We start from the raw sequence: 23,187 nt of genomic DNA on the forward strand, positions 1-23,187 counted from the left end.
AATGCGCTATGTGGACGAGCGGACGCTTTTGCTGAACTATTTGCGCCGGCAGGGAATCAAAGATGACAAGGTGCTTCAGGCCATGGCATCTGTCCCGCGGGAGCGATTTATCGATGAAGCCCTGTCACACAAAGCTTATGAGAATAATGCTCTGCCTATTGGCAGTGGGCAGACTATCTCGCAGCCGTATATTGTTGCCAAGATGACGGAGTTAATGGCGCTATCACCTGACTCAAGGATCCTTGAAATCGGCACGGGTTCGGGCTACCAGACTGCAGTGCTGGCACATTTGGTTAACCACGTCTATTCCGTTGAGCGGATCAAGGCATTACAGTGGCAAGCCAAGCGCCGTTTGAAGCAGCTTGAGTTACATAATGTTTCGACCAAGCACAGTGACGGCTGGCGCGGGTGGGCAGGCAAAGGCCCGTTCGATGCGATTATCGTGACAGCGGCGGCGGCTGAGATCCCTGTTGAATTGTTAACGCAATTAGCCGACGGTGGTCGTTTGGTCATCCCTGTTGGTGAGCATTCGCAGGTACTGAAAGTGATTATCCGCGAGGGGGATCGCTTTGCTTACCGTGATATTGAAGCCGTGCGTTTTGTTCCGCTTGTCGCCGGGGAGTTGGCCTAGGTTATATGGTAGGGATGTTGCCTTCAGCAAGGACGTGGAAGCTGGCAGCGTTAGTTGCCGGCTTGATGCTGTCTGGCTGTAGTAACCATAGCCCTGCGCCGGTGATGAGCCTGGGCAAAGACTACAACAGCCTTGAGCGCGGTAGCTACCGTGGGAGCTACTATGAAGTGCAAAAAGGCGATACCTTGTATTTTATCTCCTACATTACCGGGCGTGATGTCGACGATATTATTGCAAGTAATAAATTGTCGAAGCCTTATACCATTTTTCCCGGTCAAAAGTTGCAGCTATGGCGGCCGAAGTATGTCGCCCCGAAGTATGGACGGGTAGCCCCGGCAGCAGTCGCTGCGGCGCCGGCTGCTAAATCTTCAACAAAAACAACCAACTCAAAACCTGCTCAGCCAAAACCTGCGGCAACAGCTCAGACTGCTACTCAACCGGCCTCCCAGAAACCGGCTCAGGCAGCAGTGTCTCAAAAACAAAACGAGCAAAAAGCCGCCAATAAAAATGTTGATCAGGCTCCCACAAAAGAGTACTCTCAAAAAACCAAAAGTAACAAAGTTGTTACATCTAAGCCGCAACCTAGCAACACCAAAGTGGCAAAGTGGACTTGGCCGTCAAAGGGGCGTGTAATTGCTAAGTTCTCCAACTCGGAGAATGGCAACAAAGGTATCGACATCGCCGGGCAGCGTGGACAAGCTGTCAATGCATCAGCAAATGGGGTGGTGGTCTATGCCGGAAATGCGCTCCGCGGGTACGGTAATTTGGTCATTATCAAGCACAACGATGATTACCTCAGTGCCTATGCCCATAACGACCAGGTTTATGTGAAGGAGCAGCAAAAGGTATCGGTTGGCCAGAAAATTGCTTCAATGGGAAGCTCGGGCACAAATACAGTAAAGCTGCATTTTGAGATCCGTTACAAAGGTAAATCCGTAGATCCTATGCGGTATTTACCGCGATAGACAACATGGCATAGTTAAAGTTGTAATGTCTTGCTAACTCGCCATCTGGGAGGCGCTATGAGTGGAAGCAATACTGCTGCAGATATCGAAGATTTTGATTTTGAAGAAGAAATGGAAGCTGATTCCGCAACTGTCGAAGCCAAAACCGAAGATGTTAGTGCTAGCGATGATGATGTCGATATGTCGCAATACGGGGCTACGCAGAAAGCTCTGGACGCGACCCAACTCTACCTTGGTGAAATTGGTTTTTCACCCTTGTTAACTGCAGAGGAAGAAGTCCTCTACGCCCGCCGTGCACTGCGGGGCGACGAAGTTGCCCGCAAGCGAATGATCGAAAGTAACCTCCGCTTGGTGGTTAAAATTTCACGCCGTTACAGCAACCGAGGTTTGGCTTTGCTCGACTTAGTCGAAGAAGGCAACCTGGGCTTGATCCGTGCGGTAGAGAAGTTCGATCCGGAGCGCGGTTTCCGTTTTTCTACCTATGCAACGTGGTGGATCCGCCAGACGATTGAGCGGGCTATCATGAACCAAACCCGGACAATCCGCCTACCAATCCACGTCGTCAAAGAGCTGAATGTTTACCTCCGTACTGCCCGTGAGCTGGCACAGAAGCTAGACCATGAGCCGACGGCGGAAGATATTGCACTCAAGCTGGATAAATCCGTTGATGATGTAAATCGGATGCTTCGCCTCAATGAGCGTGTTGGCTCGGTAGATAACCCTATCGGTGGCGACTCGGAAAAAGCCCTGCTGGATATCATTCCTGATGAAAAAAGTGGTGGCCCGGAAACGTCGACCCAAGATGATGATATCAAAACATCCATCGTCCATTGGTTACAGGAGCTCAACCCGAAACAGCGCGAAGTGCTGGCCCGCCGCTTTGGCCTACTAGGCTATGAAGCATCGACATTGGAAGATGTTGGTCGCGAGATTGGCCTGACACGGGAAAGAGTTCGCCAGATCCAGGTTGAAGGCCTGCGTCGTTTGCGCGATATGCTGACCCACCAAGGGCTAAGTATCGAGTCACTGTTCAACCAGGAACAAATGTAGAAAGCCGGGTTCTTTTATTCCACACTTTTACCGGTAATTGCAAAAAGGGATGCCAACGGCATCCCTTTTTATTACCTTGCTTAGCCAATAGCCAATAGCCAATAGCCAATAGCCAATAGCCAATAGCCCAATTACATCAAGGCTTTCAGGCGATACAACTCATCAAGGGCTTGGCGTGGTGTCATTTCATCCGGGTTGATACGAGCCAGGGCTTCCTCAACTTCACTTGGCTCCGGCAGCAGGCTCAATTGTTGCTCGGCAACTGGAGCTTGGCTCGCGGGTGCAACGGCCTGCTGGTGGCCGCTGGCTTCGAGTTGCTGAAGCTTGAACTTAGCACGCTTGATCACCGATTTTGGTACCCCGGCCAGGCTTGCGACTGCCAAGCCGTAAGACTTGCTGGCTGCGCCTTCTTGTACTGCATGCATGAAGGCAATCTCGTCACCGTGCTCCACTGCATCGAGGTGGACATTGGCAAGCCCATCCATCAGCGATGGCAGTTCAGTTAACTCGAAGTAGTGGGTGGCGAAAAGCGTCATGGCAGAGATCTTGTCTGCTAGCCACTCGGCACTGGCCCAAGCTAGCGACAAGCCGTCATAGGTACTGGTGCCACGGCCGATCTCATCCATCAAAACAAGGCTATTTTGCGTTGCATTATGCAGGATATTGGCGGTTTCGGTCATTTCTACCATGAAAGTCGAACGGCCTGACGCCAAGTCGTCAGAAGCACCGATACGGGTAAAGATCCGATCCAGCGGCCCGATCTTAACGGCTTCGGCCGGGACAAAAGAACCGACATGGGCCAATAAGGCGATTAATGCTGTTTGGCGCATGTAGGTCGACTTACCGCCCATATTCGGGCCGGTAATGATCAACATCCGGCGATCATGGTGGAGCGAGATTGGGTTAGCGATAAACGGTTCGCTCAATACCTGCTCGACCACCGGGTGGCGGCCTGCGGTGATTTCAATACCGGTTGTTTCCGTCAACTCCGGACGGCAGTAGTTCAGGGTATCGGCACGCTCGGCCAAGTTGGCAAGCACGTCGAGCTCTGAGATAGCGGCTGCGGCATTTTGTAGCTGCTCTAGGTGTGGTAACAGCAGATCAAACAGCTCTTCCCATAGCTTTTTCTCTAGTGCCAAGGCTTTTGATTTGGAGTTGAGGACCTTGTCCTCGTGCTCTTTGAGCTCGGGGATAATGTAGCGCTCGGCATTCTTCAGCGTCTGGCGGCGCACATAGTGGCTTGGCACCAAGTGGCTCTGGCCGCGGCTGACTTGGATGTAAAAACCGTGGACATTATTGAAACCGACTTTCAGGCTGTCGATGTCATGGCGCTCGCGCTCGTTGGCTTCCAGCTCTTCAAGGAATTTGGTGGCACCGTCGGCCAAATCGCGCCACTCGTCCAGCTCTGCGTTGTAGCCCGGCGCCAGTACGCCACCGTCACGGATCACCACGGGCGGGTTCTCGATAATTGCCCGCTCGAGCAGTTCACACAGCTCGTCCATCGGTGCGGCTAGGCCAGCTAGCTCGCTGATGCGGTGTTGGTCGGTTTCGCCAAGCATTTCAGCCAGCTCTGGTAGGTGCTGCAATGCGGTTCGCATACGGGCAAGATCGCGCGGTCGGGCAGAGCGCAGTGCTAGGCGGGCAAGGATACGTTCCAGATCGCCCATGTGGCGCAATACCCCGGCGATATCTAAAAACAAGCCGGTGTCTTTGAAGCTGGTAATGGCATCAAGACGACCATTTAGCTGTTGGCGGTCACGGATTGGCTGGTGCAGCCAGCGCTTGAGCAAGCGGCTGCCCATCGGCGTTGCGGTCTGATCCAGTACCGAGGCGAGGGTGTTGTCAAAGCCACCGGCTAGGTTCTGGGTCAACTCAAGGTTACGGCGGGTCGCCGCGTCTAGGATCACTGAGTGATCTTTGGTATCCAGGGTAATGGCACGGATATGCGGCAGGGCGGTACGCTGGGTGTCTTTGACATATTGCATCAGGCAACCGGCAGCACACAGGCCATGCTCGGCTTGCTCGACACCAAAGCCCACTAAGTCGCGGGTACCGAACTGCATGGTTAGCTGCTGGCGCGCGGTATCGAGATCGAATTCCCACACCGGGCGGCGGCGGGCACCTTTCATACCGTGGAATAAGCCAGGCAGGTCGAAATCTTCCGGATAGAGTAGTTCCGCTGGGCTGGTGCGTTGTAGTTCAGCCTGCATCGCTTCTTCGGTTTCGGGCTCGGTCAGCATGAAGCGGCCCGAAGTGATATCCAATGTGGCGTAACCGAACTTATTGCCTTCATGAAAAATGGCAGCAATCAGGTTGTCTTGACGTTCGCTAAGTAGCGCCTCGTCGCTGACGGTACCTGGTGTAATGATCCGCACAACCTTGCGCTCGACCGGTCCTTTACTGGTTGCTGGGTCACCAATTTGTTCACAGATGGCAACTGACACCCCTTGTTGGACAAGGCGGGCAAGATAGCCTTCAACTGCATGGTATGGCACCCCTGCCATCGGGATCGGCTGGCCATTGGATGAGCCGCGCTTGGTCAGCGATATATCCAGCAGCTGTGAAGCTTGTTTGGCGTCATCAAAAAACAGTTCGTAGAAATCCCCCATCCGATAGAACAGCAAGACTTCCGGATTCTCTGCCTTGATCCGTAAGAATTGTTGCATCATTGGAGTATGTTTCTGTTCTTTGTCTTTGTTTTTCATGGGTAACGGCACCGACGAATAGAAATGGGATGGAGGCGCGGATTGCGATAACGACGAAGGATACCAAATCGACAAGCTTTAGAGAAACAGCGGATAAGCTGGAAGTACTGATTTAGCCAAGCTCGGCTTGTTGGGCAGAGATAATACTGCCCAACTGCAGCTTTTCACTTTCACATACTCGGCTAACACTCCTGTTATGCTCCGGAATGTCCTGATGTGACCGGTGGCGGAGAGTCTTCATTCCTTCGGGAGGCTTTGATAGTGGTGGTATGAGGTTGCAACAACAAGTTACAGCAAGCTACTGTAGCTGGAATAGTTAAGGTCAACCCGATGCTACCAGCCAGGCCATGAATGATGGATAACGAGATAGCTGGAATATTGATAAATTGCAGGAATGGCATCTGGAAGCCCCAAATCATCATCATGGTGGTGAGGGAGCTGCCGACAAAAGCCAGGATCAATGTGTTGGTCATCGTGCCTAAAATATCACGACCGATCCGCATGGTCGCGATCGAGTATTGCTTGGCTGAGAGGTGGGGGTTGGCTTCGAGCAACTCTTGGTAGGAAGAAACCATTGAAATTGCCACGTCCATCACGGCGCCAAGTGCAGATATGACGATGGCAACAAATAATAGCCAGCGAACATTGACCTGGTACTGGCCACCGAGATAGAGCAGATCTTCCCCCTTATCTAGGTACAAACCGTTGAGGTGGGCCATTTCACCAAACAATTGGGCACATAAACCGGCAGCGATAACTCCGCTAATTGTGCCTAACATAGCAATCAATGACTTACGACTCCAGCCTGCGATAAGTAGAAAACTTACGGCGATTTTTAACCCGACTAAGCCTATGGTCAACGGGACCGGGTGCCAGCCCGCGAAAATGCCCGGGATCAAAACCCCAATGATCAGTGAGGCGGTAAAGTAGAGTGAAACCATGGAATTAACACCCTGCCAGCCCCCAAAAGCGACGACGAGGGAGATGAGAAAACCAAGCATAGTTACGATGGCTGGTAGGCGATTATGATTAAAGGGCCAAAACAGTGTGCCATTGGCCTGTTCGCGGATCATTACAATAAAGCTATCACTAGGCGCTACTGCTACATTGTGTAGACGACTGATATTGTTCTCTATCTGCTTTTGCTGCCCAGCAAATTCTCCACTGTTGATTGTGGCTGTGAGACGCTGACGCCCTGTTCGTATAGACGGTACCATTGGATCGGGGTGGGTCTCATCCACTTCGATGCTCTCGACAGTTGCTGTAACAAACTGCTGAGAAAGGGAGTTTGCTGGACGGAATTGTGAGCTCCATTCGGGCGAAAACAAGAATAATGCAGTGGCGAGACAAAAAATAAAAAAAGGAAAATAAATACGTTTCATAGCGCAAACCAGAAGAAAAGGCGGGGCGATACCCGCCTTGTTTGGGGTTACCAGTTAGTGGACGCAGCCTTGGTAGGTTCCAGGTTGCGGGTTCTCGTACCAGGTTGAACCATCTTTATAATTGACTGCAATTGTAATGTCGCTGTCACGGCTTTCTTCGCGAACAACACATATTTCTTTGTTTTGTAATTGCTGCCAGAGCTTGCTGCCTTCCTCTGTTTCCCGTGCTTTGAGCAGGGCTCCTTTGTCACCAACCAAATTGCCTTCGGCATCAGTTTGGCCATACTGGACAATGTGCCAGTTCTGGTTGGTAAACTCACCGGCAGAGAGGGTGCCGGTTTCCGCTACGTATTCGGTCAGCATGTCTCGGATGGCATAGACGGTTTCATCTGCGGAGTTCCACAGTTCATCTTCTTCACTTACCCAGCCATTAGGTACCATGGTCGACGAGAAGCGGTAGTCGTTAACGGCGATCACGTATGTGGCATCCTTGTCGAATTCGGTACCTCGGATGCTGGTAATAGTGACACGGTTACCTGGCTCCTGCGCGATGTCGACTTCGTAGGTAAAGCCCTGGCCATCGAACAGGTCGTAGTTATAGGCGCGGATGTCCTTGTTGAACGATACTGTGATATCACCTTCCTGGTAGGTGTTGAAGTAACTGTATGACCATTCCATAAAGTTCTGCAGTTGCTCACCTGAGATCTCGGTAGCAACCAGCATGTTGTCGTACATATACAGGTTGGCACTGTCTTTTTTGAGGTAAACTTGGCCGTCAGTCAGGTTGGAGCTATCTCCAAAAAGGGCAGCCGCAGAAACATCCACCTTTACAGGGTTACCATTGTGGTCGGTTGCCTTCTCTTCGATGACCCGGATCTGGGTCTGGTTGATGAAGTCAACCAGTGGCATATCTGCTACTTTGGCGTGGTGGATGGTGGTGTACAAACGGTTAGTAGCACCATCGAATTGTGGGTCTTCGTGGACTGCTTCATCACCACCAAATTTGCTAACGTGGCCAGTAAAGGTGAAGTTGCCATCAACGGTACCGATCTGGGTATTGGCATCAATGACTGAGGCATCGTGGATTTCCTGCATTTCTTGTTGCAACGCTGCGTCTTCTTCAATGTCGGCAACAGTGCGGTTGGCAAGGGTGGTATCAAAGATCTGCCACTTACCATCAGCATCTTTATATAGCTCGATCTCTGCCTTGGCCAACGCCCACCCCCAGCTGCCAGGCTCAATGACCTTGACGCTTTCGTGGCGGTTGGCGCTGTGGTAACGCTCGGAAATATTTTTATCCTCAACCTGGTTTTGAGGGCGGCCGTCTGCGTCACGTACAGAAATATTTAGCTGGTCAGCAGTATAGTCGCCGTCTTTTTCCACTCGCTCGATGAACTGGGCATGTTCATGACCCATGAAGAGCACATCAAAGTAGTCAGCAAGTTCAGTTGCGATTTTGTGAACCCCGGTTCCCCCGTCCTTACGGCCCCAGTGTAGGGCACCGATCACAACGTCGGGTTGATGCTTAGCCGTGGCATCCTCGACAGCTTTTCGAACTGACTCTAGTTCGTTTTTAAAATCGAGGTTACGGAAGTTTTGCGGAGAACTAGCCTGCCAGTTGGTTACCCAAGATGGTGTTAGGCCAACCACAGCCACTTTTGCCCCGTCAATTTCAAAAATTTGGTAGCTAGGTAGGAACGGCACTTCCTCACCATTGGTTGCACAGGCATCTGAGTTTTTATCCCAGACGATATTGGAAGAGATGACCGCCTGCTCGAAGGCTTGGATATTCTTGTCTAGGAATGAGCGCTCGAAATCAAACTCATGGTTGCCCGGAACCCATAGGTCGTAATCCATGAAATTCATGGTGTCTACCACAGGGTGGACTGGCAGATCGTTGAAAAGTTCTGCCGAGTTACCCTGAAGGGTATCGCCCAGATCGATCATGATCATATTTGGGTTCTGGGCTCGTTCTTCACTTAGCAGGGTTGAAATTTTAGTAAAGCCGGCATTCACATCGACACTATCTAGTGCATAATCATAGGCAAAGATACGGCCATGCATATCACCGGTTGCACCGATGGTAATGGTTTGCCTTTCTATGTTTTCGTTGTCACTGAGGACGATTACCTCAGGGGCACTTTGGTAGGTTTTACATTCCTCCAAAGGTAATGTGTGGCCACCGCCATCATTGCTGTTGCTACTGTTACATCCGGCAAGTGCCAATGCGATTGATGAGGCCAGCAAGGCCCTGCTCAGTGTTGTTGATTTCATTATTGTATCCAAACATATCCGCTAGAATTTAGCTGCAATTTAGGAGCAGGAAATGACAGTTTGGTTACGGTTCAATGGCGGCAAAAGCCCTTGCTTGCTTTGTGGTTATTTGCCAGCGCTTTACTCTTCTGGCTGTAATAGATTACATGAAGCTTTTTTTAATTCTGTAGTTGAAGCCCTGCTTTTTTGTGCTTGTTGCGTTTTTTTGCTACATCTTAATAGCGTTTTGGTTTATCCGGCTGCTCGGTTTGCTATTGATTGGTTTAATTCACTGTGTGCTGGTTTTTAGTAACACATATCCCTTGGGTTGAACGTGGGGAAGGACGATTCCTTTGTAAGCAACAGGCCGCTATATTCTGGCCGGAATTATATGATGTGAATTGGGTTGTCGAGTCATGATGGCTAGGGGTAAGCTGTATCGACGCGGGGTTGCCCGAAATACATGGAGATAACAAGGTGCTAGCACAACAGGTTGGCCAAGCTCTGGCCTTGCGCAATTGGGTAGCCGTTACGGCAGAGTCCTGTACCGGCGGTGGGGTTTCAGCGGCAATCACAGACATCGCAGGTAGCTCTGCATGGTTTGACCGCGCATTTGTGACATATAGCAACGAAGCCAAGCAGGAAATGCTAGGTGTTAGCGGGGAAACCTTGGCTGAGTATGGTGCGGTAAGCGAAGCGGTGGTGGCGGAAATGGCTGCGGGCGCTTTGGTACATTCGCGTGGACATATCTCTGTAGCTATTAGTGGTATTGCCGGCCCCGGAGGCGGGAGCGAAGAAAAACCTGTCGGTACCGTCTGTTTCGGTTGGGCCGATCACACGGGCAAGCTCAAAGTAGAAACCTGTTTATTTGCCGGCGATCGCCAAGAGGTGCGCCAGCAAGCTGTTGATAAAGCATTATCTGGATTGATTGCCTTGATGGCACAATCTTGAGCCAAAGTTGGACGAGCATCAATTTGGCGAAAAAATTTTCATACAGTGCTAGACACTGTATGAATAGACAGTATACTAATCATCATTATCAGTACTTAGTTTAAGCATTAATTAAGCATCCCTTGGAGAGTCGAATGGACGACAACAAGCAGAAGGCACTCGCCGCCGCGTTAGGTCAAATTGAAAAGCAATTCGGTAAAGGCTCGATCATGAAGTTGGGCGACAACCGCACTATGGATGTCGAAACCGTGTCTACCGGTTCTCTGTCCCTCGATATCGCCTTGGGTGCTGGTGGTTTGCCAATGGGCCGTATTGTTGAAATTTATTAAAGTAAATCTAAAAATGGTTCATGTTGACATACTCACTCAAAATGCTAGGGTTGTAACAGTCAGCTAAGAACGAACTGGTTCATACCATACTCATCTGTATGACTTGAACCGAACTGGAAAAATTACTAACGTTTCTTGTGAATATGCATTCACAAAAATGAATAAAGAAATTGAAGGAATTCAGAAATGTCTACAGATGAAAATAAGCAAAAGGCTCTAGCCGCAGCGCTAGGTCAAATTGAGAAACAGTTCGGTAAAGGCTCTATCATGAAGCTGGGTGAGAACCGCACAATGGATGTGGAAACCATCTCCACTGGCTCTCTAGCCCTTGATATTGCCTTGGGCGCAGGCGGTCTTCCTATGGGAAGGATCACTGAAATTTATGGCCCGGAATCGAGCGGAAAAACAACTCTTACCTTAGAAGTTATCGCTGCTGCACAGCGTCAGGGTAAGACATGTGCGTTCATTGATGCTGAACATGCGCTTGATCCAATCTACGCAAGAAAGCTAGGTGTCGATATCGACAACCTACTTGTATCGCAGCCTGATACAGGTGAGCAGGCTTTGGAAATTGCTGATGCCCTAGCTCGTTCTGGAGCAGTTGATGTATTGGTTATTGACTCAGTAGCTGCCCTTACGCCTAAGGCTGAGATCGAAGGTGAAATGGGTGACTCGCACATGGGTCTGCAAGCTCGTATGTTGAGTCAGGCGATGCGTAAGATCACGGGTAACCTGAAGCAGTCCAACTGTATGTGTATTTTCATCAACCAGATTCGTATGAAAATCGGTGTGATGTTCGGTAACCCAGAAACCACTACTGGTGGTAACGCGCTAAAGTTTTACGCTTCAGTCCGAATTGACATCCGACGCACAGGCGCAGTTAAAGAGCAAGACGAGATAATCGGGAACGAGACACGGATGAAGATTGTTAAGAATAAGATTGCGGCCCCATTTAAACAGGCTGAAACCCAGATTCTTTATGGAAAAGGCTTCAACCGCTATGGTGAATTAATTGACCTAGGTGTTAAGAACAAGCTGGTTGAAAAAGCAGGTGCTTGGTACAGCTATCAGGGCGATAAAATCGGTCAGGGTAAGGCGAATGCCTGTAAGTACATTGAAGAAAACTCCCATATCGCAGATGAGCTTGACAAGAAACTGCGTGAGCTTCTTCTAACTCCGGCTACCCTAGATGCCGAAGACGAAGAGCCACAAGAAGAAGATGAGGCTTTCTAAAGCATCATAAATAACTTCCCTAGGGGGCATCCTGCCCCCTTCTTTCATACCTCTACAATATTCAAGGATGTCGTTAGTGTCTCGACCTCAACTTGTTCTAATTAAATCTTCATCTGTTGAAGATAATATCAAAACTAGAAAGTTCTCAGATAAGGGAGTATTTGCCCCTTTAACTAAGAGCTTTTTAAATTGCTTAGATAGCAGTTATAGAGAATATGTAACAGACGACCAGAATACCGAGCGTACTGGAGAATCTCGCCTATATTCGAGATTAAATTACTTCTTCACATATTTAGTGAACTCTACATCTAAGTCAGCGATTAGCCTTATTGATGATATCCAAAATCTGGGATACGAGAAGGTTGAATATCTTACTTGGCAATTCGCCATTGATGGTTACCGTGACTATGTAATCGAAAGTAAAGGTAAAGGGAAAAATAGCCACAACTACATCAGTGGTTTATCGTCCTTTTTAAAATATGCTGCCTCAGATGGCCTTTGGCCTCACAAACTCAAGATCAGGAGTTTTAAACTAGCTCCTACCTTGGCTAAATCAATTCTCACCAACAACAGAGCAGTCCCTCTTTCAGAAATGGAAGTTTCGATAAACAAGTCTATCGATAATATGGATTTGGACGGTGAGAATGATCAAATCAAGTCATTTGTTTCGAGCGTAATCAGGGCTACAAATCAAGAGATCAAGAGTAAGGATCAATTGATACAGGTTACATGCGAATACCTGTCTGATACGCTAAAAGACATACGACTTAATGCTGAAGTTGAGCTTCGCGTAATAATGGCTCGGCATTATCGAGCTATCCGTAACGCACAACGAAATGTAGACCAAGCCGACGCAATACATGCCCTTATGATTAGAAGGGATGGATTGTTGTGTGAGTCAAATCTAACTCCAAATGGTGGCAGAACACGCGAAACAACCGAAGAGTTAAAACGAATTCGAAAAGAGATTCTCTTCTACGGTCAAAAGGGGCTTGCTGCATACATTTACCATTACCATGATGGTATTACCCCTAGAGATGTCAAAATCGAAGATGGCATCCATGGATACCACAACAAAAACTTGGCGGCTTACCTTGGTAGGTTGAGTAAAGACATGGGCACTACCCTGATGGGTATAAACAACCTGTTCAACTTAACGTCTAGGGCACAAATTCTCGCGCAGTGTATTTTGTATATTGATACATCAGGAAATGAAACCAGTGTTCGCTTTCTTGATAGTGAATGCCTGACTTCTGAGGTGATTAAAGTCAAGAAAAGTGGCTCAGGTAAAGAGACCATAGATAAGACTATTTACACCTACGCAGATGTAAAAAACCGTGCGAATCAGAGCGCTTACTCACCTTTAATTTTCACTAGCAATCCTAACGAGAACCGTAAGGATATGCTGGTGTTTACAGGTGAAGATAAGATAAAAACAAGCGTTCCCGATGTAATTCAATTCCTTCAATCATCAACAAGGAATTACAGGAAGTACGCTGTTGGCACCAACAAGAACCGACTGTTCCTTACCTTGTACAAGAACAATAACAGTGGTCATGACGGTTACTACCCGGCACCGCTAAGCGGCGGACGCTCAACAACCCTCTTTGGTGAAGTTGTAGCTGAGTTGACGTATGGTGCAATCAAGATTCCGCCAAACCTAATCCGGCAGAGCACAATGCAGTTAACAGGACTGCTGACGAAAGACCCACTCAAGGTCAAAGCTCAAGGTCGCCATGACAAGATCAGCTCGGCTACAGCTTATCTAAAACACCTAGCAATCACTTTTAGTAACGAACTTGATATCCGAGAGTTTCAATCCGCACTGGAGGCGATGGTAACGGTAGATATCGCAAAGTTCATTGAGTTTGCAGGTATAGATCAAGATGAATACCTGATAAGTCTGGAGAACGCTAAGCGCATTTTGCAGAGCCATTTTGGTGGGGCTTACTGTAGTGACCCGACTGGAGGTGAGCACACAGATAAAGGCAAAGTCTGCGATCAGGTTCACCTGTGCCCGACTTGCCCTAAACGCAGACCTGTACTTCTGGCAAGCGTCCACTCCATCTTAAACACCTTGTTATGGAATGAGGCGCTAGAGCGTGCCTTTAAAGAAATTCTAGATAAAGAAAAGATGAGAAAATGGCAGCTTTGGATGGCATTCAACAAGTATGCGTTGAGTGTATTTGAACAAGCCTCCTACATAACAGAATACGAGGCCGCTAAGGAAATGGCCGAGACCCGCGAGAACCCATATTTGAAGGTGTTTTTTAAATCATGAGTGCTGCATTAGCTAGATCTAAGGCGTTAGCCAAAGTAGAGAGACAATTTGTTCTCTTGGACGAATACAGCCCGAAGCACAGCAGGCTTCTTTCCGATTTTAATGACAATGAATGGAAGCTGCTGCTGGGTGACGGAGAGGCAAGCTATGAATATGAGTTTTCCTTCGACCAAGTAATTGATGCAGGTCTTTCTTTAACCGACGAGAAAGAGCTTCTTAAATCTGTTAAGTGGCTTGTCTTACTTTCAATTGTCGATACAGACGCGGCAAAATCTCCTCTTGGCAATGAGACCTCTATTAGAAAATACCTAGATTTGATCCTGTATTTTGTTCGCTACATGAGGGTCAAAGGGATTCGTAAACCTAGCTATGCCCCTTTAACTATGGTGCAGGAGTTTGCTGAGAACCTTGTGTATTCTATTGGTGCGAATCTTAACTACATAAAGAGATTCAATGACTTCTCTCATGACAAAGGTCATGACTTGTCAGAGTATTGCGATAAAGAGATGGCAAATAATGTTGGCCGTTTTTTCGACATCAGCAAAATGTTACTCGATATCGGCATCGCCACATCAAGTTGGTCAAGTTTTTACGAACTGGCTGATATCTCTGACTCGTTACGTAAGCAATACGAGGACAACAACTCTAAGACCACCGAACATTCGGGCAAGAAGAAGTCGATACATAAAGTTTCAACAGTGGGTTCAACACAAAAATCGATTTCATTCCTTAATCGAATGTTGAAGACCGCAAAATACTTCCCTGAACTGGTTCCTATGTTCCCGTCTGACTTATTGCCTTCACCGAAGAAGGTAAGGAAGACCACGCAGAACAAAGCCAGAAAGGACGGCAAAACAAAAGACGTACCTTTCATCGTAATGAAGGAAACACTTGAGCGCTCTATCAAGTACATCATTCATTTCAGCCAGTTAACGGCTCTTAGGGACAAATCGCTCAAAGAGTTTGAAGAGTTGGTTGAAGCGAAGCCAAACCGAAAGAGATCTGAACTTGCTAAAGAGCATTTTCGGAAGAACCCAATCTTCTTAAAGGGAGATGAAGAGCTAGGCTTCCCTGATATCAAAATCACCAACTTTGACAGAACTGCAAAAAACAAGGCCACTGATGAAGATAAAGCCAAGTGGGCGAGAGTGGCTGAGTTAAATGCCAATGGTGAATCCATGGCCGCCATAGCTAAAAAAGAAGGTGTTGCGAAAGGAACCATTAGCAAATGGATAGCACAGCACCACGACCCTTATCGAGATGAGGAGTTTAACTATGGGCTGTCCACCTTGCTTCACAATCATATGCTTGTAGCAATTGAGATGGTGATCTGTTTCCTGACGGCAAGAAGAAGCATCGAGGTTAATAAACTTGAAGCTGGGTGCATTAGCACCACAGAGTCAGGTCACTGGATTGAGATGTATGTGGCGAAGACATACCAAGTCCACGATCATTTTCCCGCAACAAACCTTGTGAAAATCTGTATTGAACTGCTTGAAAGTATTAGCTTGCCAGCTAGGAAAGAGACCGGAAATAACCTGTTGTTTCAGTACCCAAGTTTCTCGGGGGACAAGAAATCCAGTAAGTACCTCTTCAAAGAATGTCGTGCTGGGTTCTTAGAATTTGTCGGTATTCAGGGAGACCATAGCTGGGATTGGAGTGAACACCAGTTCAGGCGTTTCTTTGCAGGCACATTCGTCAACCACTACGGCGGAAGTGTAGATGCTCTGAAGTATCACTTGAGACACACAGATATTGCCATGACCTTTGAATACCTAAACAAGCTGACAGATGGTGACAATCTAGACACCCTTCAGTCAGAGGCAATGATGGAAGTCTTAGACCAACAAGCTCAAACCAGTGGTGGATTCAGTGAAGATACTGAGGTTGGGAGGAAGTTTAATGAGTGTGTCTCTCAGGCTGTGGGCATATCTGAGAAGCGTGCGCAAAACCTCAAACGGTTCAACAAACTGGTCAAGCAGGATGACATCGTCTTCGAAATGATTGAAGAAGGGCTTTGCGTGGGCAATACGCCATCATACCGAGAGCGTTCGAAATGCATCACAGGTGATGGCCTTGCTCAAACAATCAAAGCTAACTGTGAGTTTTGCAAAGGCTGCCCCAATAAGATCCTCCTAGATAACTGGGAGTACAAAAATATTGGTGAGCAATGCCTTATGAACCCTGAAGAGTCCAATATTTTGAGCGCTGTACTGGAGAATGTCTGATGAGTAAGTTGGAAGGAAGTGCTGCCCAGCAAGGTTCAGCGGCGAACAAGAAATATGCTGAAGAACGATTGAAGGCCAAGCTCAAAGCCGTTCAAGAGATTGCGGTTGATGGAGCCTTGCTAGAGAAACTACGTGAGCAATTGAAATCCGAGAATAGGAAAAAAATTGGGATTAATTGGTTCTCTGAGTGGTTAGGCTTTAATGGTGAGTTTGATAAAACAGGCAAAAATACAGACACATACAGAGAGAACAAAGACAGAATCATCAAAGAGGTAGACACTCTAAAAGAAGCCCTAAAGAGTCCTACAACATCGGCTTCGAAGTCCGATTGGGAAGCGCTATACAAGGAGGAATCTCTTGCTAACAAAATTCAAAATGAAGATTTGTTAATCGAGAGGGAGTGCTCACAACAACTGCGTGATCAAGTCGAACGATTAAAAGCTCAGATTAGAATCCTCGAAGAGGAGAAAGCCGAGCTTATGGATGAACGAAACGCCCTCTCCGAACAGGTGAATAGATTAAGAGGTTCACGCATCAACTTAAGAGTAATAAAAGATGAGGGTGATGAATGACTTTTAAGCTCCGTCAGACGAGGGATGGTTTCTACGACACTGGGGACAAAGGTTTTCTAATCTCTTTCCCTAATAATCGTATTTACTGGGATGCCACTGATTACCTAACTGAACGTGCGGGGTTTAGTCACCAAGACACGGTATATAACCATGCCCTGTACCTGACCAAATTTTTTAATTGGCTGACGAAGGGATTCACTAGCAACAACCAAAGTTCATTTTACACAAATGCTATTAATGGCGCGGATCAAGACAAGATCAAAAGCTATAAAAGCCACCTGCTAAAGACTATCAAGGCAAGCTCTGTAAATCAGAACCTGTCGGTTGTTATTGAATATTATTGGTGGCTACAAAAGAACAAAAAAACAAATGAACCTTACTTGTGTGGCTGGGCGGATAACGAGAAAGGTATTCCAAAGCACAGAATCCAAGTGAAAGCACCGAAGTCTCAGGGTGCCGAGTATTCCAACCCGCTATTGATTAAAGGTGCTGCCCAGAAAAATATCGGTTACGTACCTTCTCGAAGCGAGATGACGGCATTAGCTAAACTCGTGGCTCTGAAGGCCATGGAAACTGCACCCAAACGCGAAGGTATCGACCTTTCAGAAGAATACAAAGTAAGGAACTTACTGGTATTTGATTGGGTGTCACAAGCCGGACTTCGGCGTAATGAGATGCGACTGCTGAAATGCGAAGCCATTCACCAAGCAGTTAAACGTGCCCAGAATGAAGAAGACGGGATCAAGAGCGAACTTGCCAAGCACCAAGGGAAAGAATACGAGCGTAGTAAAATCCGCAAACTGATAAAAGTCGAGATAAAGACAGGTCTCAAAAAGAACAAAGAGCGGATAGTACATATCACCCCGGAGTTGTTGGAACGTACGCTAGATTACATTGAATTCGAACGCGAAGATATTCTCGAAACAGGTAAGTGTAAGGACACTGGGGAACTTATTGTGACCGTCCATACGAAACCTGAAGGCTCTTCCTGTGCGGTGTCCAAGCCATACATCAACAACATGCTCAAAGTGAAAGCGAAACTCGATGGTGAAGAGGTATCAGCTGAGAAAAATGACGTTATACCACATGCCTTGAGACGTTACGCATTGAAGCAGTACGCGACAATCCTGTGGCAGGTTGAATTGAAGCGAGTCGAACAAGGCCAAAAGAAAGAAGTAGACGAAATCGGGGTCTTGAATGCTCTAAGGAACTTTGCAGGGCATAACGAGCCAGACACAACGTTAAAGCACTATGTCGATATAACAAAAGCCATTGCAGAAGCAGGTGAGTCTGCGATGGAAAATACCCGTTCTGAGATAGAACACATGCGTATTTTAATTGCTGAACTTGAATCATCGGTCGATTAAAGGGGGTCATCTTAATGGCAAAGAAACTTACTGAGAAACAGCAAAACAAACTCAATAAAAACACCGAACAACTCAGGAAGGTGAAGGAGTTCATTGACTCAACGGGCTTTAACTTTTTCAATGCCAAAGAGATGGAGGAGGCTTTCCGAACCAAGGCTATTAAGAAAAGCGGGGTGGTAAACCAGTTCAACAAAGTAAACCGTTCACCAATAAAGGACTTACTTGCTGATCAAAATGTCTTTGACACTAAGCGTGGTAACGCTCAAGTGTTGGAGTATATCAACGACCTAGACAAACGATGCGCCACCTATGCTGAAAGCGCGGTTGTAAGGCAATCTGACATATTAACGAGCCCAACAGGTGATTCTGATAGTCAGGCGTCTTTTGTCACCTCTAAGAGCCATAGAGAGCTTCTTTCAAAGGTGTCGAAACTTGAGAATGAGCTAGTCAAACTTAGAGCTGAAAAAGCAAAACTTCAAACGTTTTATGACCAGTACCATGATTCAACAGACTTCCTAGACCAGATTCAAATCGACCCGAATACATTGTTTTAAGGAGAATGTATGGCTCTATCTCGTTATACGGTTCGCGTTAGCCATGTCCTGACTGCGGAAGAATCCAATCACGACAGCGTGGTGTTCTCCTGCTCATTCGTACAAGACGAAGATTATCTTCATCACCCAGAACTAATTCAGGATGATAAAGATAAGCTATCAAAATATGTTGTTGTGGATGCTACTCGCGCCAACCTACACGTCTTTCCAAAAAAAGGTCAGACGTGGAAGATCTCAGGTAAGAACCACTATGCGATTGAAAAGACGAAGAATGGTCATCCGGTCAAGGAATACCACATGTCTCCAGTTCGCCTTAAATGCCTCATCCCCAATTCCCCGGAGCTTTTCTCCAAGCTAATTGGTCGAGATACCAAGACATTCGCGGGAATCGGAGAAACAAAAGCAACTAAACTCTGGAACGCTTTTGCGAAGCAAGAAGGTGGAATATTAAAAGTCATCAAAGATAGGAATGTTAAAGCCATCTCTAGTGTCAAAAACGTTTCAGAGCAGGATGCCTTGAGGTTAATTGATGGCTATGAAACCTATCAGAACTTACATTTGGTCGATCTACTCAATAGTGACGGAGTACCTTATTCGGCAGCAAACAAAATGGTTAAAAACCATGGGGGAGATACTGGGGAAATTTATAGGAAGAACCCTTACATCCTTCTGAACTTTGGGATGCCGTTCAAGACCGTGGATAAAATTGCACTGAACAGGAAAGATGAGAACGGAAATCCTGAGTTCCATGAGCGTGATGAGTGCCGTTTAAATGCACTAATCTACACTTTGCTTCGTCGCCTAGAGAACCAAGGATGCACCGCTGCAACAAGCAATCAATTGATCAAAGAGGCGAGGAAGTTAATGAGAGATGGCTCTCTACAGAACGCTTCCGACGACTTTATCTACGATGCTATTGACTGCGCGGTAAAGTCAAAGCGGGTCGTGATTGATGGCAGAGGGTATATTCAGTCTATCGGCTATTCCATAATTGAACACAAAGTCGGGAAAGAGATCACCCGACTAGCAAATACCCGATTTAACCTGACGAAAGACGTTGAAAAAGAGATTGTAAAAGCGTCCCAAAAGCTCCCATTTAAGCCAACAGATGAGCAAATTGAAGCCGTACGTGATGCTTACCATTTCGGGTTTAGTACTCTGGGTGGTAAAGCGGGTACGGGTAAAACAGCCGTTATCAAACTGATTATCGATGCTCATGTCGCACTCGGTTATGACGTACAGGCACTAGCACTGGCGGGTAAAGCCACGCAAGAAATCACCAAAGCAACAGGCTACCCGTCCCAAACAATCTCTGCATTCAACAAGAACTACGAACCGACAGAAGAGAAGCCACTTCTCATAATTATTGATGAAGCCTCAATGGTAGGTATTGCATCAATGCACAAGATATTCCTCAAAGCTAGAGTCGTGAAAATGGTTATGGTGGGAGATGGTGGGCAGTTACCGCCTGTAGAAGCAGGTCTGATATTGCATTCTCTCATTGAGGATAAACGGTTCAAGCATAGCTTCTTAACCAAGGTTCAACGCCAAGGTGAAGATACAGGCATTCCCAAATTCGCTTCCAGCGTGCGTGAAGGGTTGGTGCCTACATCTGCAAACAATGATCACATCCGCTTCCACAGGGCTAAACCAGAAGAGATTATTGATGTTGCAGCAAAACTTTATTGTCAGGACATCGATAACTCGCAAATTATTTGTGCAGTGAAAGATAACGAGCACTGGGGGGTTAAGCAGCTCAATGAGAAGGTACAGAGTCTTATAAGTTCAGAGGATAAACGAATGGTTATCCTCGAAGACCGTAAGTGGGCTGATCAGGAGATATTTGAAGGCGACCCAGTTATTTTCACCAAGAACGACTGGCAAATACCAGTTACAAACGGGACTCTTGGCATCATGCAAAGTGTTGCCAGAAACCCTAAAGACGATGATTACGGCATAATTAAATTAGAAAGCAATGGTGAGGTAAAAGTCACTTTCGAAATTGCCGCGATGATTGAACCAGCACATGCGATGACAGTGCATAAGGCACAAGGGTCGCACTTCGTACGAGTCATAATCCCTGTTGGCAAAGGATTCAACTATGACAGGGTCTGGTTATACACAGCATTAACCCGAGCTGTAGATCAAATCGAAATCATCGGTGACGCTAAGCATCTTAAACGGTGTATCGAACAAGAAGGCCAAGCCCAGAAGAGGACTACCTGCTTGGCAAATTACATCAAACACGTTAAAGCGGCTTAAGCACCATAAACTCAAAAGGCATAGCGAAGTAAAATACATTATCACTTCGCTATGCCAGCACAAAGTTAGCCATAGAGCTAACATCAAAGGATGAGCAACAGATGTTAGCTATATAGCTAACTCTGGAGGGTGAAAGCTATGGCATTTAGAGACGAGATTGGCCGCCAAATAAAGCAAGCAAGGAAGGATAAAGGACTGACGCAGGTACAGGTATCTCAGCTGACAAGGATCAACAAAACAACGATATCAGAAATGGAAAATGGACGATTCACTGGCTCATTCGACATTTTTGAAAGAATTCTGGATGCCGTCGGCCTTCAATTTGAAGTTGTTCCAAAGACTCATCAGTTACCGGATTGGGACGAGATTGAAGACCTGTTTAAAGACGATGATTAAGCACGTCATCTATTGATTTAAAATCAGGCTCAGTCGGCTTTATCAGTTCTTTTATTTTTCTTAAGTCACCAACCGTCTCATAAAGCATGAGGAACTGACGCAATGAGATGTTGCCCGTCGACTCAAATTTTCGAATCGTTGCATAAGGCACCCCTGATAGGTCAGCCATCCTCTGGACACTGAGCTTATCTTTTTTCCTAGCTGACTTGATGAACTCTTTAAGCTCCAACTGCAAATCATAAGCTGTATAGAGAGATAACATACACGCCTCAAAAATTGTCACTATGGTATCAATTATAGCGCCAAAATGGCTGGAATTGTCATCATAGTAGCAACTCATTAACCAAACGCTTTGACCTGTTGATAGCCTTTTAATCTGCGTTCATTACCAAAAAGCCAATTTTCACCTTGAAATATTACTGTACATATATACAGTATAAATATAGTGCTTTGAAAGGTGGGTTTTCTGTGGAAAAGATAGTGCTGCTTGATTGTGATTGTGTACAAACAGGAGAAATCAACTGGCTATCCTCAAAGCCAGATACATCTGTAATAGCTGTATCCAACAACCCTAAAAGGTTGCCAACAGTTGATAATGTACGAGTGGGATGGCGTGTTCCTGTCTTCCATAATTCAGCTGATTTCTTATTGATATCACTACTCACAGATGCCCTCAATCAACTAAAACAAGCTGATACCGAAAAGCCTGTTGTGGCAATAGTCACACACGATAAGGCATTGGCTCGGGGTGTAAGACTGGTAACCAAACGCAAGAAAACCCGATTCAAACGCTTTTCTACTCTTAAAGAACTGGACGAAGGATTGAGTGAATTATGAGTGATGAATTAGAACTAATAGTAAAAGCGAAAGCTAGGCGACTTGGGGTCTCCGTTAACCTACTTCGAGAAGCAATAGCTATAAAAATTGTAGATGGGTGTGATTTCGAAGAAGACCCTATCGTAACTGTACTCTCGATTACGCTTAAAGACTTAGAACAAATTAAATGATTACTCGTATACATGCTGAATTTGACTTTTGTAATAGCTGTAGGCTGCATCGACAAACCCACAAGGACACAGACGGGAAATTGAGGTGCATAAAATGCTCGGATATGAGATACCTTGTAGACGAAAATTTTATAGTTAACAGCAAAGGTATGTGGTGGGTAATATCATTTGATGGTCGTTCCGAGATTCACGCACAATTTAAAAGTGAAGGGCTTCAAGACGCAATTGATTTTATAGGTACTGACCATGCAATAGCTCTAGTACCGTAGTTACAAGGGGGAGTTAATGAAGATTCTATATTTTGATGCTAGAAGCCTCTTTTATTCACACTGTTACATTAACAGTAGCCAGACAATTAAAGAATCGTTTGAAGCGTGGTGTACTACAACATTAAAAACGCCGCTCAGCTCCGTTCCGCCTGACCCTGAAAGTATTTCTAGAATAAGTGATGCAGCACAAAAAGCGGGATTACTTCTGTACCCACTTGGAACTAGGTACACACGACGTGAACTTATCAGTGAGCGCGTCTTTCATCGAGACGCCTTAGCACCTGACATTAAGCTAGCTTTCAGGGTGAGGATGGATGACAGTGATCCTATTAGAAGGATGCTGGCACATGCGAATGCTCTCGGAGCTGAATGGTATGTGTGTGGCGACACTGGATCAAAAGAGCTACTTACTCAATACCCTGAACGATACTTAGAGAGTAAATTCGGTGAAGGCGTAACAAATGAGTTAGTGCGAAAAATACTAAGTCTATAGAGCAAGAAGGTGTTGATTGCTTTGGCGGTGAACTTTGCCTTTGGGTTTACCGCCTTAGATTCGGTTGGCATCTAGTAATTGTGGCTGACACAATTACAACCTGAAGCTGGGTGTTGCAGCACCCAGCTTTCTTTTACCTGAAGAACGTTAATCAAATTTCTATCTAGCCGACGGATACCTTATAATGATCGGGTGACAGTCTAAGGCTTCTGCATACGTTGCAAGATTCGAATGGCTTAGCAGTGGGCGCAAATGCGCG

21 protein-coding genes are annotated in these 23,187 nt (G+C 46.6%); 17 read left to right on the plus strand and 4 right to left on the minus strand.

The features are described from left to right. The first annotated feature begins 1 nt into the window (after position 1). Genes BIZ37_RS03920 through rpoS form a run of 3 tightly spaced genes read left to right on the plus strand, consistent with a single transcriptional unit; the run spans position 2 to position 2,646 of the window. Complete coding sequence (locus BIZ37_RS03920; RefSeq protein WP_187460396.1) at positions 2-631, plus strand: protein-L-isoaspartate(D-aspartate) O-methyltransferase; 630 nt, start codon at positions 2-4, stop codon at positions 629-631. Between the two features lie 14 nt (positions 632-645). Next, positions 646-1,596, plus strand: coding sequence for a peptidoglycan DD-metalloendopeptidase family protein (locus BIZ37_RS03925; RefSeq protein ID WP_255526665.1), 951 nt, complete (start codon positions 646-648; stop codon positions 1,594-1,596). 57 nt (positions 1,597-1,653) lie between these two features. Continuing rightward, positions 1,654-2,646: an RNA polymerase sigma factor RpoS gene (gene rpoS / locus BIZ37_RS03930; protein WP_107300808.1), complete on the plus strand. Its 993-nt coding sequence runs from the start codon at positions 1,654-1,656 to the stop codon at positions 2,644-2,646. A gap of 131 nt (positions 2,647-2,777) precedes the next feature. On the opposite strand, the gene mutS is transcribed toward rpoS, so the two are convergent. From mutS to BIZ37_RS03945, 3 genes are all read right to left on the minus strand, one after another. Further along, complete coding sequence (mutS, locus tag BIZ37_RS03935; RefSeq protein ID WP_255526664.1) at positions 2,778-5,351, minus strand: DNA mismatch repair protein MutS; 2,574 nt, start codon at positions 5,349-5,351, stop codon at positions 2,778-2,780. A gap of 194 nt (positions 5,352-5,545) precedes the next feature. Next, complete coding sequence (locus BIZ37_RS03940; protein WP_187460398.1) at positions 5,546-6,733, minus strand: YibE/F family protein; 1,188 nt, start codon at positions 6,731-6,733, stop codon at positions 5,546-5,548. Between the two features lie 54 nt (positions 6,734-6,787). After that, positions 6,788-9,007 (minus strand): bifunctional UDP-sugar hydrolase/5'-nucleotidase, encoded by a 2,220-nt coding sequence (locus BIZ37_RS03945; RefSeq protein ID WP_187460399.1) that lies wholly within the window; start codon positions 9,005-9,007, stop codon positions 6,788-6,790. A 52-nt stretch (positions 9,008-9,059) separates the two neighbouring features. On the opposite strand from BIZ37_RS03945, the gene BIZ37_RS03950 reads away from it, so the two are divergent. The 11 genes from BIZ37_RS03950 (at position 9,060) to BIZ37_RS04000 (ending at position 21,159) form a co-directional block, all read left to right on the plus strand. Beyond that, positions 9,060-9,296 (plus strand): hypothetical protein, encoded by a 237-nt coding sequence (locus BIZ37_RS03950; RefSeq protein ID WP_187460400.1) that lies wholly within the window; start codon positions 9,060-9,062, stop codon positions 9,294-9,296. A 167-nt stretch (positions 9,297-9,463) separates the two neighbouring features. Beyond that, complete coding sequence (locus BIZ37_RS03955; RefSeq protein ID WP_370577300.1) at positions 9,464-9,937, plus strand: CinA family protein; 474 nt, start codon at positions 9,464-9,466, stop codon at positions 9,935-9,937. Positions 9,938-10,071: 134 nt separating this feature from the next. After that, a complete protein-coding gene (locus BIZ37_RS03960) occupies positions 10,072-10,266 on the plus strand; it encodes a hypothetical protein (protein WP_370577301.1) in 195 nt (64 codons plus the stop codon). A gap of 186 nt (positions 10,267-10,452) precedes the next feature. Then, positions 10,453-11,499 (plus strand): recombinase RecA, encoded by a 1,047-nt coding sequence (gene recA / locus BIZ37_RS03965; RefSeq protein WP_187460402.1) that lies wholly within the window; start codon positions 10,453-10,455, stop codon positions 11,497-11,499. 67 nt (positions 11,500-11,566) lie between these two features. Then, positions 11,567-13,780 carry a hypothetical protein gene (locus BIZ37_RS03970; RefSeq protein WP_187460403.1) on the plus strand — a complete coding sequence of 738 codons (2,214 nt, stop codon included), beginning with the start codon at positions 11,567-11,569 and terminating at the stop codon, positions 13,778-13,780. Next, positions 13,777-16,008 (plus strand): site-specific integrase, encoded by a 2,232-nt coding sequence (locus BIZ37_RS03975; RefSeq protein ID WP_187460404.1) that lies wholly within the window; start codon positions 13,777-13,779, stop codon positions 16,006-16,008. Before BIZ37_RS03970 ends, BIZ37_RS03975 begins: the two co-directional genes overlap by 4 nt. Further along, positions 16,008-16,580: a hypothetical protein gene (locus BIZ37_RS03980; RefSeq protein WP_187460405.1), complete on the plus strand. Its 573-nt coding sequence runs from the start codon at positions 16,008-16,010 to the stop codon at positions 16,578-16,580. The genes BIZ37_RS03975 and BIZ37_RS03980 overlap by 1 nt, the downstream gene beginning before the upstream one ends. After that, complete coding sequence (locus tag BIZ37_RS03985; RefSeq protein WP_187460406.1) at positions 16,577-17,947, plus strand: site-specific integrase; 1,371 nt, start codon at positions 16,577-16,579, stop codon at positions 17,945-17,947. Before BIZ37_RS03980 ends, BIZ37_RS03985 begins: the two co-directional genes overlap by 4 nt. Positions 17,948-17,961: 14 nt before the next feature. Continuing rightward, complete coding sequence (locus tag BIZ37_RS03990; RefSeq protein WP_187460407.1) at positions 17,962-18,501, plus strand: hypothetical protein; 540 nt, start codon at positions 17,962-17,964, stop codon at positions 18,499-18,501. A 9-nt stretch (positions 18,502-18,510) separates the two neighbouring features. Next, positions 18,511-20,763 carry an AAA family ATPase gene (locus BIZ37_RS03995; RefSeq protein ID WP_187460408.1) on the plus strand — a complete coding sequence of 751 codons (2,253 nt, stop codon included), beginning with the start codon at positions 18,511-18,513 and terminating at the stop codon, positions 20,761-20,763. Between the two features lie 138 nt (positions 20,764-20,901). Next, the gene (locus BIZ37_RS04000) at positions 20,902-21,159 is read left to right on the plus strand and encodes a helix-turn-helix transcriptional regulator (protein WP_187460409.1); all 258 of its coding nucleotides are present in this window, start codon (positions 20,902-20,904) and stop codon (positions 21,157-21,159) included. On the opposite strand, the gene BIZ37_RS04005 is transcribed toward BIZ37_RS04000, so the two are convergent. Next, positions 21,143-21,421 (minus strand): helix-turn-helix transcriptional regulator, encoded by a 279-nt coding sequence (locus BIZ37_RS04005; RefSeq protein WP_187460410.1) that lies wholly within the window; start codon positions 21,419-21,421, stop codon positions 21,143-21,145. The genes BIZ37_RS04000 and BIZ37_RS04005 overlap by 17 nt on opposite strands. Before the next feature lie 206 nt (positions 21,422-21,627). Here BIZ37_RS04005 and BIZ37_RS04010 point away from each other — a divergent pair, with 206 nt between their 5' ends. The 3 genes from BIZ37_RS04010 (at position 21,628) to BIZ37_RS04020 (ending at position 22,928) form a co-directional block, all read left to right on the plus strand. Further along, positions 21,628-21,996: a hypothetical protein gene (locus BIZ37_RS04010; protein WP_187460411.1), complete on the plus strand. Its 369-nt coding sequence runs from the start codon at positions 21,628-21,630 to the stop codon at positions 21,994-21,996. Continuing rightward, entirely contained in the window at positions 21,993-22,166 is a 174-nt protein-coding gene (locus BIZ37_RS04015) for a hypothetical protein (RefSeq protein WP_187460412.1), read from the plus strand. Before BIZ37_RS04010 ends, BIZ37_RS04015 begins: the two co-directional genes overlap by 4 nt. Positions 22,167-22,451: 285 nt before the next feature. Further along, positions 22,452-22,928: a hypothetical protein gene (locus BIZ37_RS04020; RefSeq protein WP_187460413.1), complete on the plus strand. Its 477-nt coding sequence runs from the start codon at positions 22,452-22,454 to the stop codon at positions 22,926-22,928. The last annotated feature ends 259 nt before the right edge of the window (positions 22,929-23,187 follow it).

The sequence above is a fragment of the Photobacterium sp. BZF1 genome (genome assembly GCF_014349205.1).
In the GTDB taxonomy this organism is placed as follows: domain Bacteria; phylum Pseudomonadota; class Gammaproteobacteria; order Enterobacterales; family Vibrionaceae; genus Photobacterium.

Excerpts from the sequence above, each read along its gene's own strand:
- BIZ37_RS03920 (WP_187460396.1), top strand. The coding sequence starts at position 2 with ATGCGCTATGTGGACGAGCGGACGCTTTTGCTGAACTATTTGCGCCGG.
- BIZ37_RS03925 (WP_255526665.1), top strand. The coding sequence starts at position 646 with ATGTTGCCTTCAGCAAGGACGTGGAAGCTGGCAGCGTTAGTTGCCGGC.
- rpoS (WP_107300808.1), top strand. The coding sequence starts at position 1,654 with ATGAGTGGAAGCAATACTGCTGCAGATATCGAAGATTTTGATTTTGAA.
- mutS (WP_255526664.1), bottom strand. The coding sequence starts at position 5,351 with ATGAAAAACAAAGACAAAGAACAGAAACATACTCCAATGATGCAACAA.
- BIZ37_RS03940 (WP_187460398.1), bottom strand. The coding sequence starts at position 6,733 with ATGAAACGTATTTATTTTCCTTTTTTTATTTTTTGTCTCGCCACTGCA.
- BIZ37_RS03945 (WP_187460399.1), bottom strand. The coding sequence starts at position 9,007 with ATGAAATCAACAACACTGAGCAGGGCCTTGCTGGCCTCATCAATCGCA.
- BIZ37_RS03950 (WP_187460400.1), top strand. The coding sequence starts at position 9,060 with ATGACAGTTTGGTTACGGTTCAATGGCGGCAAAAGCCCTTGCTTGCTT.
- BIZ37_RS03960 (WP_370577301.1), top strand. The coding sequence starts at position 10,072 with ATGGACGACAACAAGCAGAAGGCACTCGCCGCCGCGTTAGGTCAAATT.
- recA (WP_187460402.1), top strand. The coding sequence starts at position 10,453 with ATGTCTACAGATGAAAATAAGCAAAAGGCTCTAGCCGCAGCGCTAGGT.
- BIZ37_RS03970 (WP_187460403.1), top strand. The coding sequence starts at position 11,567 with ATGTCGTTAGTGTCTCGACCTCAACTTGTTCTAATTAAATCTTCATCT.
- BIZ37_RS03975 (WP_187460404.1), top strand. The coding sequence starts at position 13,777 with ATGAGTGCTGCATTAGCTAGATCTAAGGCGTTAGCCAAAGTAGAGAGA.
- BIZ37_RS03980 (WP_187460405.1), top strand. The coding sequence starts at position 16,008 with ATGAGTAAGTTGGAAGGAAGTGCTGCCCAGCAAGGTTCAGCGGCGAAC.
- BIZ37_RS03985 (WP_187460406.1), top strand. The coding sequence starts at position 16,577 with ATGACTTTTAAGCTCCGTCAGACGAGGGATGGTTTCTACGACACTGGG.
- BIZ37_RS03990 (WP_187460407.1), top strand. The coding sequence starts at position 17,962 with ATGGCAAAGAAACTTACTGAGAAACAGCAAAACAAACTCAATAAAAAC.
- BIZ37_RS03995 (WP_187460408.1), top strand. The coding sequence starts at position 18,511 with ATGGCTCTATCTCGTTATACGGTTCGCGTTAGCCATGTCCTGACTGCG.
- BIZ37_RS04000 (WP_187460409.1), top strand. The coding sequence starts at position 20,902 with ATGGCATTTAGAGACGAGATTGGCCGCCAAATAAAGCAAGCAAGGAAG.
- BIZ37_RS04005 (WP_187460410.1), bottom strand. The coding sequence starts at position 21,421 with ATGTTATCTCTCTATACAGCTTATGATTTGCAGTTGGAGCTTAAAGAG.
- BIZ37_RS04015 (WP_187460412.1), top strand. The coding sequence starts at position 21,993 with ATGAGTGATGAATTAGAACTAATAGTAAAAGCGAAAGCTAGGCGACTT.
- BIZ37_RS04020 (WP_187460413.1), top strand. The coding sequence starts at position 22,452 with ATGAAGATTCTATATTTTGATGCTAGAAGCCTCTTTTATTCACACTGT.